General features: G+C 34.3%; 16 protein-coding genes. 10 read left to right on the forward strand and 6 right to left on the reverse strand.

What is annotated here, in order from left to right:
* Window positions 1-26 precede the first annotated feature (26 nt).
* The 9 genes from AC4FQ3_RS03845 (at window position 27) to AC4FQ3_RS03885 (ending at window position 7,482) form a co-directional block, all read left to right on the forward strand.
* Window positions 27-1,154: an NAD(P)/FAD-dependent oxidoreductase gene (locus AC4FQ3_RS03845; protein ID WP_491180937.1), complete on the forward strand. Its 1,128-nt coding sequence runs from the start codon at window positions 27-29 to the stop codon at window positions 1,152-1,154.
* Complete coding sequence (locus AC4FQ3_RS03850) at window positions 1,154-1,867, forward strand: methyltransferase domain-containing protein (protein ID WP_491180938.1); 714 nt, start codon at window positions 1,154-1,156, stop codon at window positions 1,865-1,867. The genes AC4FQ3_RS03845 and AC4FQ3_RS03850 overlap by 1 nt, the downstream gene beginning before the upstream one ends.
* Window positions 1,864-2,916 (forward strand): type III polyketide synthase, encoded by a 1,053-nt coding sequence (locus tag AC4FQ3_RS03855; protein WP_491180939.1) that lies wholly within the window; start codon window positions 1,864-1,866, stop codon window positions 2,914-2,916. Before AC4FQ3_RS03850 ends, AC4FQ3_RS03855 begins: the two co-directional genes overlap by 4 nt.
* Window positions 2,917-2,934: 18 nt before the next feature.
* Window positions 2,935-3,372: a 3-hydroxyacyl-ACP dehydratase FabZ family protein gene (locus AC4FQ3_RS03860; RefSeq protein WP_302096340.1), complete on the forward strand. Its 438-nt coding sequence runs from the start codon at window positions 2,935-2,937 to the stop codon at window positions 3,370-3,372.
* The gene (locus AC4FQ3_RS03865) at window positions 3,369-4,643 is read left to right on the forward strand and encodes a beta-ketoacyl-[acyl-carrier-protein] synthase family protein (RefSeq protein ID WP_491180940.1); all 1,275 of its coding nucleotides are present in this window, start codon (window positions 3,369-3,371) and stop codon (window positions 4,641-4,643) included. Before AC4FQ3_RS03860 ends, AC4FQ3_RS03865 begins: the two co-directional genes overlap by 4 nt.
* A 10-nt stretch (window positions 4,644-4,653) precedes the next feature.
* The gene (locus AC4FQ3_RS03870) at window positions 4,654-4,908 is read left to right on the forward strand and encodes an acyl carrier protein (protein ID WP_042566812.1); all 255 of its coding nucleotides are present in this window, start codon (window positions 4,654-4,656) and stop codon (window positions 4,906-4,908) included.
* A complete protein-coding gene (locus tag AC4FQ3_RS03875) occupies window positions 4,905-5,417 on the forward strand; it encodes a 4'-phosphopantetheinyl transferase superfamily protein (protein WP_491180941.1) in 513 nt (170 codons plus the stop codon). The genes AC4FQ3_RS03870 and AC4FQ3_RS03875 overlap by 4 nt, the downstream gene beginning before the upstream one ends.
* Before the next feature lie 173 nt (window positions 5,418-5,590).
* Window positions 5,591-6,661: a BamA/TamA family outer membrane protein gene (locus tag AC4FQ3_RS03880; RefSeq protein WP_491180942.1), complete on the forward strand. Its 1,071-nt coding sequence runs from the start codon at window positions 5,591-5,593 to the stop codon at window positions 6,659-6,661.
* A 452-nt stretch (window positions 6,662-7,113) separates the two neighbouring features.
* The gene (locus tag AC4FQ3_RS03885) at window positions 7,114-7,482 is read left to right on the forward strand and encodes a response regulator (protein ID WP_042566809.1); all 369 of its coding nucleotides are present in this window, start codon (window positions 7,114-7,116) and stop codon (window positions 7,480-7,482) included.
* A 69-nt stretch (window positions 7,483-7,551) separates the two neighbouring features.
* On the opposite strand, the gene AC4FQ3_RS03890 is transcribed toward AC4FQ3_RS03885, so the two are convergent.
* Window positions 7,552-8,541, reverse strand: coding sequence for an NADP-dependent oxidoreductase (locus AC4FQ3_RS03890; protein ID WP_491180943.1), 990 nt, complete (start codon window positions 8,539-8,541; stop codon window positions 7,552-7,554).
* 92 nt (window positions 8,542-8,633) lie between these two features.
* Here AC4FQ3_RS03890 and AC4FQ3_RS03895 point away from each other — a divergent pair, with 92 nt between their 5' ends.
* Window positions 8,634-9,014, forward strand: coding sequence for a winged helix-turn-helix transcriptional regulator (locus tag AC4FQ3_RS03895; RefSeq protein ID WP_042566807.1), 381 nt, complete (start codon window positions 8,634-8,636; stop codon window positions 9,012-9,014).
* Window positions 9,015-9,074: 60 nt separating this feature from the next.
* On the opposite strand, the gene AC4FQ3_RS03900 is transcribed toward AC4FQ3_RS03895, so the two are convergent.
* The 5 genes from AC4FQ3_RS03900 to metN form a co-directional block, all read right to left on the reverse strand.
* Window positions 9,075-11,390, reverse strand: a complete 2,316-nt coding sequence (locus AC4FQ3_RS03900) for an ATP-binding protein (RefSeq protein WP_491180944.1) — start codon at window positions 11,388-11,390, stop codon at window positions 9,075-9,077.
* Window positions 11,335-11,946: a biliverdin-producing heme oxygenase gene (locus AC4FQ3_RS03905; RefSeq protein ID WP_491180945.1), complete on the reverse strand. Its 612-nt coding sequence runs from the start codon at window positions 11,944-11,946 to the stop codon at window positions 11,335-11,337. Before AC4FQ3_RS03905 ends, AC4FQ3_RS03900 begins: the two co-directional genes overlap by 56 nt.
* A 155-nt stretch (window positions 11,947-12,101) precedes the next feature.
* Window positions 12,102-12,920 (reverse strand): methionine ABC transporter substrate-binding lipoprotein MetQ, encoded by an 819-nt coding sequence (gene metQ, locus AC4FQ3_RS03910; protein WP_491180946.1) that lies wholly within the window; start codon window positions 12,918-12,920, stop codon window positions 12,102-12,104.
* A gap of 219 nt (window positions 12,921-13,139) precedes the next feature.
* Window positions 13,140-13,793: a methionine ABC transporter permease MetI gene (gene metI, locus AC4FQ3_RS03915; RefSeq protein WP_042566804.1), complete on the reverse strand. Its 654-nt coding sequence runs from the start codon at window positions 13,791-13,793 to the stop codon at window positions 13,140-13,142.
* Window positions 13,786-14,817: a methionine ABC transporter ATP-binding protein MetN gene (gene metN, locus AC4FQ3_RS03920; RefSeq protein ID WP_073398152.1), complete on the reverse strand. Its 1,032-nt coding sequence runs from the start codon at window positions 14,815-14,817 to the stop codon at window positions 13,786-13,788. The genes metI and metN overlap by 8 nt, the downstream gene beginning before the upstream one ends.
* Window positions 14,818-15,150: the final 333 nt, after the last annotated feature.

Genomic DNA, 15,150 nt, shown 5'->3' on the forward strand with positions numbered 1-15,150 from the left:
TAAGATTTTTTTGCTAAATTGGATATATGAAAACAAATCCGGATGTAGTAATTATAGGCGGCGGTCTTGCAGGTTTGACAGGAGCCATACATTTGTCAAAAAAAGGATTAAAAGTAACCCTTATCGAAAAATCCGATTATCCGCGTCATAAAGTATGTGGTGAATATATTTCTAATGAAATTCTGCCCTACCTTCTGTGGCTTGGTGTTGATGTTTTACAATTGAAGCCAACCAATATTTCTAAATTTGAATTTACTACACAAAATGGCAAAATGGCAAAAACAAAACTTCCATTAGGCGGTTTTGGCGTAAGTCGTTTTGCACTCGACAATTTTCTATGTCAAAAAGCATTACAAAACGGCTGTACCATTATAAATGAAACAGTTACTGATGTTTCTTTCGACAATACTACTTTTACAGTTACAACTCAAAATCAGGTTTTAGCATCAAAAACAGTATTGGGTGCTTTTGGAAAACGTTCTAATTTAGATCAGGTTTTATCCCGGGATTTTATCACTAAAAAATCGCCATGGTTAGCCGTTAAAGCGCATTTTTCGGGAGATTTTCCAGATGATGTTGTGGGCTTACACAATTTTAAAGGTGGTTATTGCGGTGTTTCAAAAGTAGAAAACAACGTTATAAACATTTGTTACCTCGCTGATTATGCCACTTTTAAAAAATATAAAAATATAGACGATTACCAGCAAAACGTACTTTATAAAAACAAGCATCTTAAAAACGTTTTTGAAAGCAGTAACTCCGTTTTTGAAAAACCATTAACGATAAGCCAAATTTCTTTTGATAAAAAACTGCCTGTAGAAAATCATATTTTAATGATTGGCGATACGGCAGGTCTTATTCACCCGATGTGTGGTAACGGAATGGCAATGGCAATACACAGCGCCAAAATAGCTTCAGAATTAGTACTTGATTATCATAATGGAAAGATAGCATCCCGTGAATTATTAGAAAAAAAATACATTAAAGAATGGAATAAGAATTTTGCAAAAAGACTGCTTATGGGCCGGTTTTTGGCAAAAACTTTAACCTACAAAACAATCACCAATGTGTTTGTTGCAATAGTAGCTTCAATGCCTGCACTATTATCTGCAATAATAAAACAAACGCATGGCAAACCTATAGCAGTCGAATAATGAGCATAAATACCAAATATAGAACACAGGAAGCCGAAATAATGGATGATTTTTCGCTTCAGGGCAATGAGCTGACGGCCGCGCTTGATCAAATTGCGCGTATAAACCAATTGCTTGGAGGAAATAATCTCACGCTTAACGGCGTAAAAAAATTATTAAACAAAGCTGATATTTCAAAAACCATCACAATCGCAGATATTGGTTGTGGTAATGGCGATATGCTGCGAATGTTATCAAATTACGGTCAAAAAAACAATATCAATTTTAAACTTATTGGCGTAGATGCAAATGCTTTTACTATCAATTACGCCAAAACACTTTCAAATTCATACCCGAATATTGAGTATAAATGTATCGATATTTTTAGTGAAGATTTTGCAGCTCTTCATTACGATATTCTTTTATGTACGCTTACACTTCATCATTTTTCTAATGAGCAAATATTAAATATTATTACTATCTTTAGTAAGAATGCTGCTATTGGTGTTGTGATAAACGATTTGCACCGCAGTAAATTAGCTTACAGGCTTTTTGAAATAATTTGTTCTGTATTTAATTTAGAAAAAATGTCTCGTGAAGATGGTCTGGTTTCTATTTTAAGAGGATTTAAAAAAAATGAACTGGAGGAATTCTCCAAAAAACTAAGTTTAAAAAACTATATCATACGTTGGAAATGGGCTTTTCGCTACCAATGGATAATTACTAAAATATGAGTGTAAAAATAGTTACTGTTGCAAAACAACTACCACAATATTCCAGAACAACAGCAGATATACTTCCGTATTTGGATGGATGGCTTGATGGACAGGAAGAGCGTTTTATAAAAAAAGTAAAAAAAATATTTGAAGCCGCCGCTGTAGACAAACGCTATTCGATAATGGATCCTGTTGAAGTTTTTACAGCGACATCTTTTGAAGATAAAAATGATATTTACAGTCGTGAGGTTATTATTTTAGGAGAGCAGGTTTTAGAAAAAGCACTTAGAAAAGCCGGCTGGGAACCGCAGACTCTCGATTACATTATAACGGTAAGCTGTACCGGAATTATGATTCCGTCGCTGGATGCTTATCTTATCAATAAAATGAAACTGAAACAGGATATTGTACGATTACCGGTTACAGAAATGGGTTGTGCTGCTGGTATATCCGGAATTATTTATGCCAAAAATTTCCTGAAAGCCAATCCCGGAAAACGCGCCGCAGTAATTGCGGTTGAATCGCCTACAGCAACATTTCAGCTCGATGATTTTTCCATGCCGAATATCGTAAGTGCTGCCATTTTTGGTGATGGAGCAGCTTGCTGTCTTTTGTCTTCTTATGAAGAAGATAACGGCCCGGAAATAGTGGCTGAAGAAATGTATCATTTTTATGATGCCGAACATATGATGGGATTTAAACTAACCAACGGCGGTTTGCAAATGGTTTTGGATATTGAAGTTCCGGACACAATCGCTTCTCATTTTGACGATATCATTCATCCATTTCTCAAAAAGAACAACTTAGAAATTAAAGATCTGGACCATATGATATTTCATCCCGGAGGTAAAAAAATAGTAACAACCGTAGAGGCGCTTTTTTCAGGATTAGGCAAAAATATTGATGATACAAAAGAAGTCCTTAAACAATACGGCAATATGTCCAGCGCAACCGTATTGTATGTTTTAGAGCGTATTATGGACAATAAACCACAAGCGGGAGAAAAAGGATTAATGCTTAGTTTTGGTCCTGGATTTTCGGCACAGCGTGTTTTATTGCAATGGTAATTATTTAGAAAAACAATTATGGAACTTAACAATATTATAGCACAACTGCCCTACAGCGAACCATTTTTATTTGTAGATGAATTACTGCATGTTGATGAAAATGGCGCAACGGGAACATTTACTTTTAGAGAAGATTTAGATTTTTACAAAGGACATTTTAAAGATAATCCTGTAACTCCGGGCGTTATTTTAACCGAAACTATGGCGCAAATTGGTATGGTTTGCCTTGGTATATATTTATTAAAGGATGACTTGAAAAAAGATACTGTAGTTGCTTTTACATCAGCAGACATGCAGTTTTTAAAACCTGTTTATCCTAACGAAAAAGTAACCGTTACTTCTCAAAAAACATTCTTTAGGTTTGGCAAACTTAAATGTGATGTTGTAATGAAAAATGAAGCCGGGCAAGAAGTCTGTAAAGGTATTGTAGCCGGAATGATTACTACAAAATTATGAGTAAACGAGTTGTCATAACAGGCTTGGGTGTAGCGGCTCCAAACGGGGTTGGAATTCCTGCATTTACTAATGCGCTAAAAAAGGGCATTTCGGGTATAAAACATGATGCTCAATTGCAGGAGCTGCAGTTTTCCTGTCAAATAGCGGGTAAACCGGAAATAAGTGATGAACTGAAATTACAATATTTTACTGAGCTTGAACTACGCGGATTTAATAGTACTGGGATTTTGTACGGTGTTATTGCGGGCATAGAAGCCTGGAAAAATGCAGGATTACCTATAGAAAACAATAATGAACCCGATTGGGATAACGGAACTATTTTTGGCTCGGGAACTTCGGGAATTGATAAATTTCGCGAAAGCATTTATAAAATAGACGAACTGCAAACCCGAAGATTAGGAAGCACTGTTGTGGCTCAAACCATGAACAGTGGTGTTAGCGCTTATCTTGGCGGTAAACTCGGACTTGGAAATCAGGTTACTACAAATTCATCGGCCTGCTCAACGGGTACTGAAGCTATTATAATGGCGTACGACCGTATTCGATCCGGACAGGCAAAACGTATATTAGCGGGCAGTACAGGCGATAGCGGTCCTTATATTTGGGGCGGATTTGATGCTTTAAGAGTATGCAGTTCTAAATTTAATGATAATCCCGAAGAAGGTTCGCGCCCAATGAGTGCCACAGCCGCAGGTTTTGTTCCCGGCAGTGGTGCCGGAGCATTAGTTATTGAAGATCTCGAAAGTGCCTTAGAACGTGGCGCAACAATTTATGCCGAAATATTAGGCGGCAACGTAAACTCCGGAGGACAACGAGGCAACGGAAGCATGACCGCTCCAAACAGCGATGCCGTGCAGCGATGCATTACAACTGCAATTAAGAGTTCCGGTATTTCTGCAAATGAAATTGATGCCATAAACGGACATCTTACAGCCACCACAAAAGACAGTCTGGAAATCGAAAACTGGACAAAAGCATTAAACCGAAATGGAAATAACTTTCCGTATATAAACTCGCTGAAAAGCATGACAGGACATTGCCTGAGTGCCGCAGGAAGTATCGAAAGTGTAGCTACCGTTTTACAGCTTTACGAAGGTTTTTTGTTTGGAAATACAAATTGCGAAGATTTACATCCGGAAATTACGGCACTGGTAGATGCATCAAAAATACCTTTAAAAACAATAAATACAGATCTTACTATAATTGCCAAAGCAAGTTTTGGTTTTGGAGATGTAAATGCCTGTATACTATTTAAAAAATTTGAAAACTAACCAATCAATTATGAATAAAGAAGAACTTATTGCAAAACTAAAAGAAATCATAAAGCCATATACCACAAATACAGAGGCTTATGATAATCTTACAGAGAAAACTGATTTCATTAATGATCTTAATATTAATTCGGCCAACCTTGTGGATATTGTATTAGATATTGAAGAAGCTTTTGATGTCGTAATCGACAATACTGATATGGAACGCATGCTTGATGTAAAAACGGCCGTAGAAATTATAGAAACTAAACTTGCCGCAAAATGATTGGTAATGATGTGATAGACTTATTACAATCACGTCATGAAAGCAACTGGCAGCGCAAAGGTTTTATTCAAAAACTTTTTACAATTGATGAGCAGTTACTTATAACCCATAATCCTGAACCTGAAATTATGGTCTGGACGTTATGGAGCATGAAAGAAGCTGCTTATAAAGTTTATAACAGACAGACAAAAATTAGAGAATACATTCCCCAAAAACTGGTTTGCAAGATATTATCACAACAAAATAATGCCGTTTTTGGTCAGGTTATTTGTTGTAAAAATACCTATTTTACAAAAACAACTTTGTCAAAAGACATTATTCATAGTATTGCAACCCAAAATTTGTATGATTTAAATAATGTCACCGAAATTGAAAGAAAAGAAATTTATAAAGACCATAACGGTATTCCGCACTTGCTAAATATTGCTTTAAATAAATTTCAGGATGTTTCAATTAGTCATCATGGTCGTTTTGAAAAAGTGGTTACGATAAACACTCCTTCTCATTAATAAAATAACTTAAAGTTTTATAATCCGTTTTGAAAATTATTGAATCCGTTCCATATTATAAAATGAAACGTATTATATCTATTTCAACTATTGAAAAATGGAAAATGGCTTTAATTTAGATGAAATTAAAAATCAATTTGCGATTCAGCTATTAACTTCTGAAAATACCTCAAATGCAAAGAATTTCATTTACACTACTATTCTTTCTGTTCTGTTTATTGGCATCTGCACAAACCAAACCAATAGATACTACGGCAACCCCTTCTCCCGCCAAAAATATTGATTTTAATGTGATGCCTTATATCAACTACAACAGAACGCTTGATTTTATGTTTGGGGCAATCCCGATGATGATGTACAAAATAGATAAAACAGATACTATTTCTCCCAAATCTTTATCAGGATTGTCGGGAGTTTATACCACCAATAAATCATATTTTATAAGCTTGTTTAATAAATTTTATTTTAAAGAAGACAAATGGCGTGCACAATTGTTTTTTGTAACAGGCGATCATAATTCACAATTTTATATGGATGATCTCGAAGCGCCGGATTTTTATGATTACGGAACCAAAACAACAATCGTAAACACGAGTCTTCAGCGTAAAATAATAAAATCTTTATACCTGGGAATTGGCTATTCGTATGCGCATTATAACACAAAATATGAAGATGATGTACAGCCAGCTTCTATTACCCACACCAATGGTTTACAATTGATTACCTTATACGACACCCGTAACGCCGTTTATTACCCTACCAAAGGCGATAAAATAAGATTGCGATGGATTACTTACCCGGAATGGTTTGGAAATGATGTGAATGCCAATAAAATATTAACTGAATACAATAAATATTTTCCAATGCGAAGTGGGACTGATGTACTTGCCGCTCGTTTTTCGGGAAAATTTGGATTAGGAAATATTGCTTTTGAGCAGCAGGTTACCATTGGTGGAGAAGATATTAGAGGATATTCGGAAGGAAAATATCGTGGCGACGGGCTTATAGCTTTACAAAGTGAATATCGCTATAATTTTAATAAAAAAATGGGACTCGTAGGTTTTGCAGGAATTGCTACTATTTATGGTTCTGATACGGCAGATTTCAATTGGAACATATATCCCGGAGCCGGTGTAGGTTACAGATACAGAGCTTTTAAAACAGAGAAATTTAATGTTGGACTTGATGCTGCGGTAGGAAAAGGAGATTGGGGAATTTATTTCCGTATTGGGGAAGCTTTTTAAAACAATTTGCTTTCGTTGTAAAATCTTTCACAAATCAAAAAAAATGGGAATTATATAACAATAATGGAAAATTATATAAAACCTTGATGTATTGTAGAATTATTTTTATAAACTATCCATATTACGAGTTAATCTATATAATTCAGGAAATATATGGAATTCATTACCAGTTCGAAATATTCTGACATTCAAACAAAAGACATAAAATGATCAAAAATTATTTGAAAGATTTAAAGGTAACAAGACAATACTCCATCAATTACATGGATTTTGCTGGCAATGATATTTAAAAACGTAGAAAGCTTGTTATAAACAAGTTTTTTTTATCCCTGCATCTTTTTAAAAATAATCATAATCTTATATTATTAATAAATCAATTTAGTTTTGGGACAAGGAAAACTAAAAGATCACAATTACTTAAGAATAGAAAAAGTCAACCAAACATTTTATAAATGAAATATAAAAATATTTTGCAAATCGATGATGATTTTGATGATTGCGAATTTTTTCAACAAGCTTTGGAATCTGTATCCAATGCCGTATATATGGCTTTACATAATCCTGTAGAAGCTTTGCAAAAATTAATAAACAGAGAAATCAAACCCGACATAATTTTCCTGGATATCAACATGCCTTTAATGACAGGCATTGAGCTTTTGGCTGAAATTAAAAAAACGGAGGCAATCAAAAATATACCTGTTATTTTATTTTCGACCGGACCAGCACCAATTGCTTATCCCAAAGTACTTGGCGCAGAAGATTACTGGACTAAACCTAACAATTTTAACGAACTAAAAAATCTTTTAAAGGATATAGTCTGAAACCAATTTAAGTAACAACCAAAGAAAATGACGCCCAAAAAGCGTCATTTTTTATTATCTGAATTCTATTTAATTTATCTTCATTATCAATTTCTTACCTTCAGTTTTATTTTCCCGAAGCATTTGATGTGCTTTTTTAATGGTAGCAACTTCCAATGGACCAATTACATTAATTACCGGAGGTTTTATTAATTGTTTTTCTAATAAACCTTTTAGCTGCTCCAATCCATTTTTATAATAATCATATCGTTTTTCAAGACCATATGTATAATTTGAAATATTCATTATTGTAGCCCCTTTCCCAAAAAGTATTTCGCGGGAATATTTGGTCGTGAATGCAGTAACATCGAGATAAGTTCCGTTCGTTTTTAAAAGTTTTACAACGATATCCGCGATTGCATTTCCCACTAAATCAATTACAAAATCAAATTTTTTAGCCGCATTTAAACGAAGTGCTGTTTCCTCTATCGGATCAATTTTGTAATTTATAATTTGATTTCGTTTTACACCCATTTCTATTAGTGAAGCAATACTTTGATCATTTCCTGCTGTTACAATAAAATTATGATAACCGTTTGCAATCAACAATTTAACCAACAAATTACCTACTCCTCCGGCTGCTCCGGTAATCAAAATTGAATCTGTTTTAGATGCCTGCATTCTATTTAAACATTGCAGCGCCGTAAGTCCCGAAGATGGAATTCCGGCAGCTTCTTCAAAAGAAATATTTTTTGGTAAATACACTGCAATTTCTTCGGGGATACAAATAAATTCGGCATAAGTCCCGTTAGATCCCATACTTCCTGATCCGGAGAAAACTGGATCTCCTATTTTAAAACTAGTGACTTTTTTTCCAATCGCGGTTACAACTCCGGAGAATTCCCTGCCAAGAATGGGCGAATGCAAATACTTTTTTTCAGAGCCGTCTTCTGTCATTTGATAATCTACCGGATTAAAACCAGCAGCGATAATTTTTACCTGAATTTGATTTTCCAGCGGTATTGGAGTAACTATTTCTTCCCGAATAAATTCGGCATTTTTATATACTATTGCTTTCATATTTATTGTTTTATTATACAAAAATATAGCGCTAATACCTTATTTTTGTTATGGGTTAACCCAAGGTAACCGGTTACCAAAGAGAAACTAGTATGGCAAAAATAAATGATAACGGAATAGTTAGGGAAGCAAATTGTTCAGAAGAATTAATGGCAATGCGCGATAGTCTTGATGTTTTGGGCGGCAAATGGAAACTGATGATTTTACGTTTCCTGACAAACAGAACGGATAAGGTTATTCATTTTAAAAAAATGCAGCGCGAAATTGATGGCATTTCTGCTAAAATGCTAAGCAAAGAACTCAAAGAATTAGAAACTAATTTACTTGTTAGCAGAACTATACAAGAAACCAAACCCATTACAGTTGCTTACGCCATTACTGAATATGGAAAATCTGTTTTACCGGTAACCGAAACACTGGTAAACTGGGGGCTTAGCCATCGTGAAAAGATTATAGATTCTATCAATAAATAATTCTTTTTTTTGAGGCGTACTATTTATTATCCAAAATGTGCTTTAATTTATTCTAATAGTTTACGATAGCGAATTTAAATGATCGCAAGGAAAATAAATCGTTATGGCTGTACCTTCGTTTGGTTTAGATTCAGCGCGAATTGTTCCTCCGCACGTTTGCATTATTTTTTTGCTCAATGCCAAACCAACTCCCGAACCACTGTATTTTTCTTGTGGATGTAATCGTGTAAATATTTTAAAAATAGAAGCAGCATATTCTTGTTCAAAACCAATTCCGTTGTCTGTAAAAGTAATCCAGTGACAATAAATTTGAGTTGAAAAATTATAAGGTTCCGGTTTTTGCGAAGCTGTTACTTTTATAACAGGCAATCTGTCCGAAGATGCATATTTTAATGAATTTTGCAGAATATTAGAAAACAGCTGTTTCATCAAAAAATGAATTCCATAAATTTCAGGCAGTTTTTCGTATTCAATTAAAGCGCCACTTTCAGTAAATGATTCTTTCATTTCATCGAGAGTAAGCTCCATAATATGGTTTAAATCAATTTTCTGAAGTGCATCTTTGGTATATTTTATACGGGTATATTTTAGAATATCCTGTAACAAAACCTGCATTCTGTTTGCTGAATTTGAGACACGCTGTAAAGAATCATAAACAGATTGAGGCGGAACTTTGTCTATTTCGAGAAGTAATTTAGAAATAATAAGCTGAATCTTTCGCAAAGGTTCCTGCAAATCATGTGTACTGATCCAGTTGATATTTTCCAGTTCTGAGTTTGTTTCTTTTAAAACTTCACTCTGACTTCTGTATTTCTCTTCTTCCTCACTCAGCATCAATAAAATAATCTGATTGTGAAGTACATGCGCATAACTTGCTGCTGCATTTATTTCGGGATGAAGCCACCTGCTGCTTTGATTTTTAACAATTTGTTTCCAGATATTAAACGAATTTCTGGGATGAAGTCCATTATTGTCTTTGATAATGGCTTTTTCCGGATCTCCTCCCCAATTTATTTCTGATATAGTTTCTGGTCTGTACCATACAATACTATTTTCATTTCCTAAAGAATGGTAAATAATTCCGGCAACATCCGGATTATCATTAAATTCCGGAAAATAATCTGTTAGTTTATTGGTAGTGAATATTCCTTCTTTAGCAAAATAATTAATTTTTATATTGATTCGCTCAATCTGATCATCAGAAGGTGTAACGCCATGTTTGTATATTTTATCTCCAACGCAGATAGAAACCCCCATTGCATTACAAAGATTCAATAACTCCGGATCAGCACAAATAGTTGCAAATGATAATGGGTCCAGAGGCAGATCTAAACCTGTTAGATGTTCCAGTGCCAAAGATGTTTTGCGCGCAATTTGATATTCATCTGTAGATTGTCGCAAATCAATTTGAGAACTAATAAATTGTCCCTGAAGTTTTGCTGCAAGCCTGATTTCGGGAGAAATATTTTTTGCCGAATAATGGTGGCATGCAATTAACCCCCATAATCTGTCATGATGAATAAGAGAAATTGTTAGTGTAGCGCCAACCCCCATATTTTTAAGATACTCGACATGAATTGGCGATGTACTTCTTAAAATTGAAAGACTCAAATCGAGGTTTTTATTTTCCCGATCATCGATGGTAAAAATCGGAACAGGTGTATAACTCATATCAACTATTAATCGCAGCTGATTTTTCATATACAATTCTCTTGCCTGAACCGGAATATCTGTATGCGGATAATGTAATCCTAAAAAGGATTCTAAATCTTCCCTGCAATTTTCAGCAAAAACTTCGCCATTATAATCGGCATCAAAACGGTAAATCATAACACGATCGTAACCGGTTATTTCACGAGTCCCTTTTGCTACAAGCGCACATAAGTCCTTCAAACTACTTGTGCTGTTCATATCGGTTATAAACTGAAGCATTTGAGTATATAATTCAGCTGTATTCTCTTTGCCTCCAAAATGCGGTTCGGCTTCAAGAACATAAATATCATGACTTTTGTGAACGCTCAATTGAAATGATTTTCCTAAAAACTCAATTTCAAGCGGAAAAATCAGTTGTTTTTTGTCACCATTGATATAAGTAACAATTTCTTCTTTTGCCTGAACCCCGAAAGTGGCACTAAAATCTTTCCCAATTATATCTTTATAAACCAGATCAACGAAAGCTGAAATATTTTCGGTACAAAAATCTATTTTCCAATCTGCAGTAACGCCAACCAAAAAACCATGTGGCTGAATACTGCCCGGAATATGTATGGGCTCATGCTCGCAGTTTGTTAACGTAACAATATCCCTATTTACAATATCTTTAATTTTCATTTTTCTGTATCTCCACAAAATGGTCATGAATACAATCAAAAGCATAAATTGCTCCTTTGATTATTTCATCTTCACAATTATTTTCTTCCTGATATTCGGTTAATACATTTAAGAAATTTTTCCAATGACTTCCTGTTTTATTACCGTATCCTGTAAAATACGAAACTCCTTTTCCTTCATCAAGTCCTTTTATTGTTTCGATATTTTTCAATATAAATCGACCTCCCAAAGAAGAACCTTCAACAACGTACAAAATACCCAATGCAAATGGTATTGTTCTATTTTCAGTATTAAAAACCGGACTTACAACGGGTTGCTTATAATTTAAAAAAGTAAGATCTTCTTCTATTAAATGCTTCTTTTTTCTTTCTGTTAAATCTGGAATATTATCTGAAAGCAACGGAAAAATATTTTCTTCTACATCATAATGAACGTCGTACATCAATTTTAGATAATGTGCATAATCTTCTATTTTCATTTCCGGAGAAAGAATACAAGAAGAAACCGGTAAATTTTCCAGTCTTTTATGCGCACCGGCTGTTTGTGTTTTAAGCGTATGTAAAAAATCTAAGGATAAGGAAGAATTCAAATCTGGGGTCATTTTGTTTGTATTAATTTTCTTGATTTATACAAATATACTATTTTGAAACATTTTTTATTCTATAAATTGATGATCAAATATAGTATTAATAAAAAGAAAAAGCGCTAAACCAAAAGATTAGCGCTTCCTTATTTAGAAATGTGATACAATTTATATTACCATCCTTTTACAGCTCCGCCCTTAAATTCGCGAACAGCTGCTTTTTCAACTTCAACAGATTGAAAAGCTTTTAAAAATTGCTTTACTTTTTCTTCATTTTTATTATCTTCTCTGCTTACTACAAGATTTACATAAGGAGAATCTTTGTCTTCAACAAACAAAGCATCGGTTGCCGGAACTAAACCTGCCTGAGATGCAAAAGTATTGTTGATAATGGCAATCGTTACATTTTCGTCATCTAAAGCTCTTGGCAATTGTGGTGCTTCTAATTCTAATATTTTCAGGTTTTTAGGATTTTCTGTAATGTCGGTTACTTTTGGAAGCAAACCAACACCATCGCGAAGTTTCAACAAACCGTTTTTCTGCAAAAGCAATAAAGAACGTCCACCGTTTGTTGGATCATTCGGAATAATAATCGTGCTTTCGTTTTTCAATTCAGAAAGATTTTTGATTTTTTTGGAATATCCTGCAATTGGGTAAATGAATGTTTTTCCGATAATCGCCAGTTTGTAACCTCTTTGTTTTGATTGTTCGTCTAAATAAGGTTTATGCTGAAAAGCATTGGCATCTATATCGCCCTGGCTTAAAGCCTCGTTTGGAATAACATAATCGTTAAAAGAGACCAATTCTACTTCAAGACCGTATTTTTCTTTTGCTACTTTTTTAGCTTCTTCTGCCACTTTATATTCTGGTCCGGTTGCAACGCCTACTTTTATAAAATGCGGATCGTTGTTTTTACTTTTTCCGCAATTTACCAATGAAAGTGATAAGGTTAAAATGGCGATTATTTTTAAAAAATTATTTTTAGTAATCATGTTTTTATTTTTATAATTAATATTTATGTATTGTAGAATTTGCCACAAAGTCGCAAAGACACTAAGTTTTTCACGCAGATTTAAAAAGATTTAAGCTGATCAACGCAGATTATTTAATTCAAATCTGCTTAAATCTTTTTAAATCTGCGTGAAACAAAATTATTGACTTAAATAAAAACTTTGTGTCTTTGTGTCTTTGTGTCTTTGTGGCAACTTTATCTATCTATGATCAAAGCGTTTTGATAATGTATCGCCCGCAAACTGAATCAGGAATACCAAAAGTACCAGCAATGCCAATACAGAATTCATCGTTACGGCATCATAACCAATATATCCGTATTGATAACCAACCTGCCCTAAACCGCCTGCTCCAACTGCTCCACCCATTGCAGAATACCCAACAAGTGTAATTAAGGTAATGGATGCTGCATTTATTAACGATGGCAAAGCTTCGGGAAGCAATACTTTGTACACAATTTGAAAAGGTGTTGCGCCCAATGCTCTTGCTGCTTCTATTAATCCTGATGGTAAACCCAGTAAACTATTTTCTACAAGACGGGCAATAAATGGTGCTGCACCAATACTTAAAGGAACTAATGCTGCACTTACGCCAATGGAAGTTCCTACAAGTGCTCTTGTAAACGGAATCATCCAGACGATTAATATGATAAATGGAATGGATCGGAAAATATTAACCAAAACAGATAAACTTCTGTTTAAAACGGGCTGATCTAATATTTGATTTTTTCGGGTAAGGAAAAGTAAAATTCCGGTTGGAAGTCCTAAGGCGAAACCAAAAAAGCCTGACACGAAAGTCATTACTATGGTTTCCCAGGTTCCTTTTACTAATAATTCAATAATTGCTTCAGACATAACCTATGATTTCTGTTTTAATATGTTTTGAAATAAAATAATCGATTGCCGCTTTGTAATTTTCGCGTTTACCGGATAATTCGATCAGCATAACACCAAAATTAACTTCTCCGGCCTGATCCATTTGTGCAGAAATGATTTTGAAATCGGTATCGAATAATCTCGAAACTTCTGAAATAACTGGCTCATTTACAGATTTTCCGGTCATTTCAAGTCGCAACAGCGGGTTTAAAGTTCCATTATCTTCTTTTTGAAGTTTGTCCTGATAAACAGACGGAACATCAAGATGTAAAGAAGAAGCGATAAACTCTTTTGTTAATTCATGTTTCGGATCGGCAAAAATTTCACCTACACTTCCCTGCTCTATCAATTCTCCGTGACTAATTACGGCAACCTCATCGCAAATTGATTTCACCACTTCCATTTGGTGTGTAATTAGTAAAACTGTAATGTTTAAACGACGGTTGATGTCTTTTAATAATTCAAGAATTGATCTTGTCGTTGCAGGATCCAATGCACTTGTGGCTTCGTCGCACAAAAGTACTTTTGGGTTGTTTGCCAAAGTTCTGGCAATAGCCACTCTTTGTTTTTGTCCTCCTGAAAGACTTGCCGGATAATCGTTTGCTTTTTCTCTTAAACCCACCAATTGCAATAATTCGAGAACACGCGTTTCAATAGCTGCTTTTGAAGTTCCGACTAATTCTAATGGAAAAGCAACATTTTCGAAAACAGTTCTTGATGAAAGTAAATTGAAATGCTGAAAAATCATTCCGATTTGTCTTCTTTCAATTGCCAATTGAGAATTTGATAATTGCATCAGCGATTTTCCGTCGACGATAATTTCTCCGGAAGTTGGTCTTTCCAGTAAATTTACACATCGAATCAATGTGCTTTTTCCTGCTCCCGAAGTACCAATTACACCAAATATTTTTCCCGGTGGAACTTTAAGTGAAACATCGGCTAAAGCAGTAACAATTCTGTTTTTCTGATGAAACGTTTTGGTAACATTTTTTAATTCAATCATTATTTTAATTCAAATTAATTTGCATTGTAAATGTCTTTTTACCGCAAAGAACGCTAAGATTTTATCCAATAGTCTCTTATGAAAAGCACAAAGTTCGCAAAGCTAAATCAATACAAAACTTTGCGAGTTTGCGGTAAAATGTATTCGCATTTTTTAAAACAAAAAAACCTTTCAACGATTATGAAAGGCTTTTGTAATAAATCATATTATTTTTATATAAGCCAGACATTTTTATTGCATAACAACATCACAACACATCATCATGTTGTGGCTATAATGGCTAAAATTCTGGATCTCGTTTTTCATTGCTGCGGCAAATTTAAAGAGATAATT

The sequence above is a fragment of the Flavobacterium sp. AK-345 genome (genome assembly GCF_058310175.1).

Coding starts and splice junctions, on each gene's coding strand:
- AC4FQ3_RS03850 (WP_491180938.1), top strand. CDS start 1,154: ATGAGCATAAATACCAAATATAGAACACAGGAAGCCGAAATAATGGAT.
- AC4FQ3_RS03890 (WP_491180943.1), bottom strand. CDS start 8,541: ATGAAAGCAATAGTATATAAAAATGCCGAATTTATTCGGGAAGAAATA.
- AC4FQ3_RS03845 (WP_491180937.1), top strand. CDS start 27: ATGAAAACAAATCCGGATGTAGTAATTATAGGCGGCGGTCTTGCAGGT.
- metN (WP_073398152.1), bottom strand. CDS start 14,817: ATGATTGAATTAAAAAATGTTACCAAAACGTTTCATCAGAAAAACAGA.
- AC4FQ3_RS03860 (WP_302096340.1), top strand. CDS start 2,935: ATGGAACTTAACAATATTATAGCACAACTGCCCTACAGCGAACCATTT.
- AC4FQ3_RS03875 (WP_491180941.1), top strand. CDS start 4,905: ATGATTGGTAATGATGTGATAGACTTATTACAATCACGTCATGAAAGC.
- AC4FQ3_RS03900 (WP_491180944.1), bottom strand. CDS start 11,390: ATGCTTTTGATTGTATTCATGACCATTTTGTGGAGATACAGAAAAATG.
- AC4FQ3_RS03895 (WP_042566807.1), top strand. CDS start 8,634: ATGGCAAAAATAAATGATAACGGAATAGTTAGGGAAGCAAATTGTTCA.
- AC4FQ3_RS03865 (WP_491180940.1), top strand. CDS start 3,369: ATGAGTAAACGAGTTGTCATAACAGGCTTGGGTGTAGCGGCTCCAAAC.
- AC4FQ3_RS03880 (WP_491180942.1), top strand. CDS start 5,591: ATGCAAAGAATTTCATTTACACTACTATTCTTTCTGTTCTGTTTATTG.
- AC4FQ3_RS03870 (WP_042566812.1), top strand. CDS start 4,654: ATGAATAAAGAAGAACTTATTGCAAAACTAAAAGAAATCATAAAGCCA.
- AC4FQ3_RS03885 (WP_042566809.1), top strand. CDS start 7,114: ATGAAATATAAAAATATTTTGCAAATCGATGATGATTTTGATGATTGC.
- metI (WP_042566804.1), bottom strand. CDS start 13,793: ATGTCTGAAGCAATTATTGAATTATTAGTAAAAGGAACCTGGGAAACC.
- AC4FQ3_RS03855 (WP_491180939.1), top strand. CDS start 1,864: ATGAGTGTAAAAATAGTTACTGTTGCAAAACAACTACCACAATATTCC.
- AC4FQ3_RS03905 (WP_491180945.1), bottom strand. CDS start 11,946: ATGACCCCAGATTTGAATTCTTCCTTATCCTTAGATTTTTTACATACG.
- metQ (WP_491180946.1), bottom strand. CDS start 12,920: ATGATTACTAAAAATAATTTTTTAAAAATAATCGCCATTTTAACCTTA.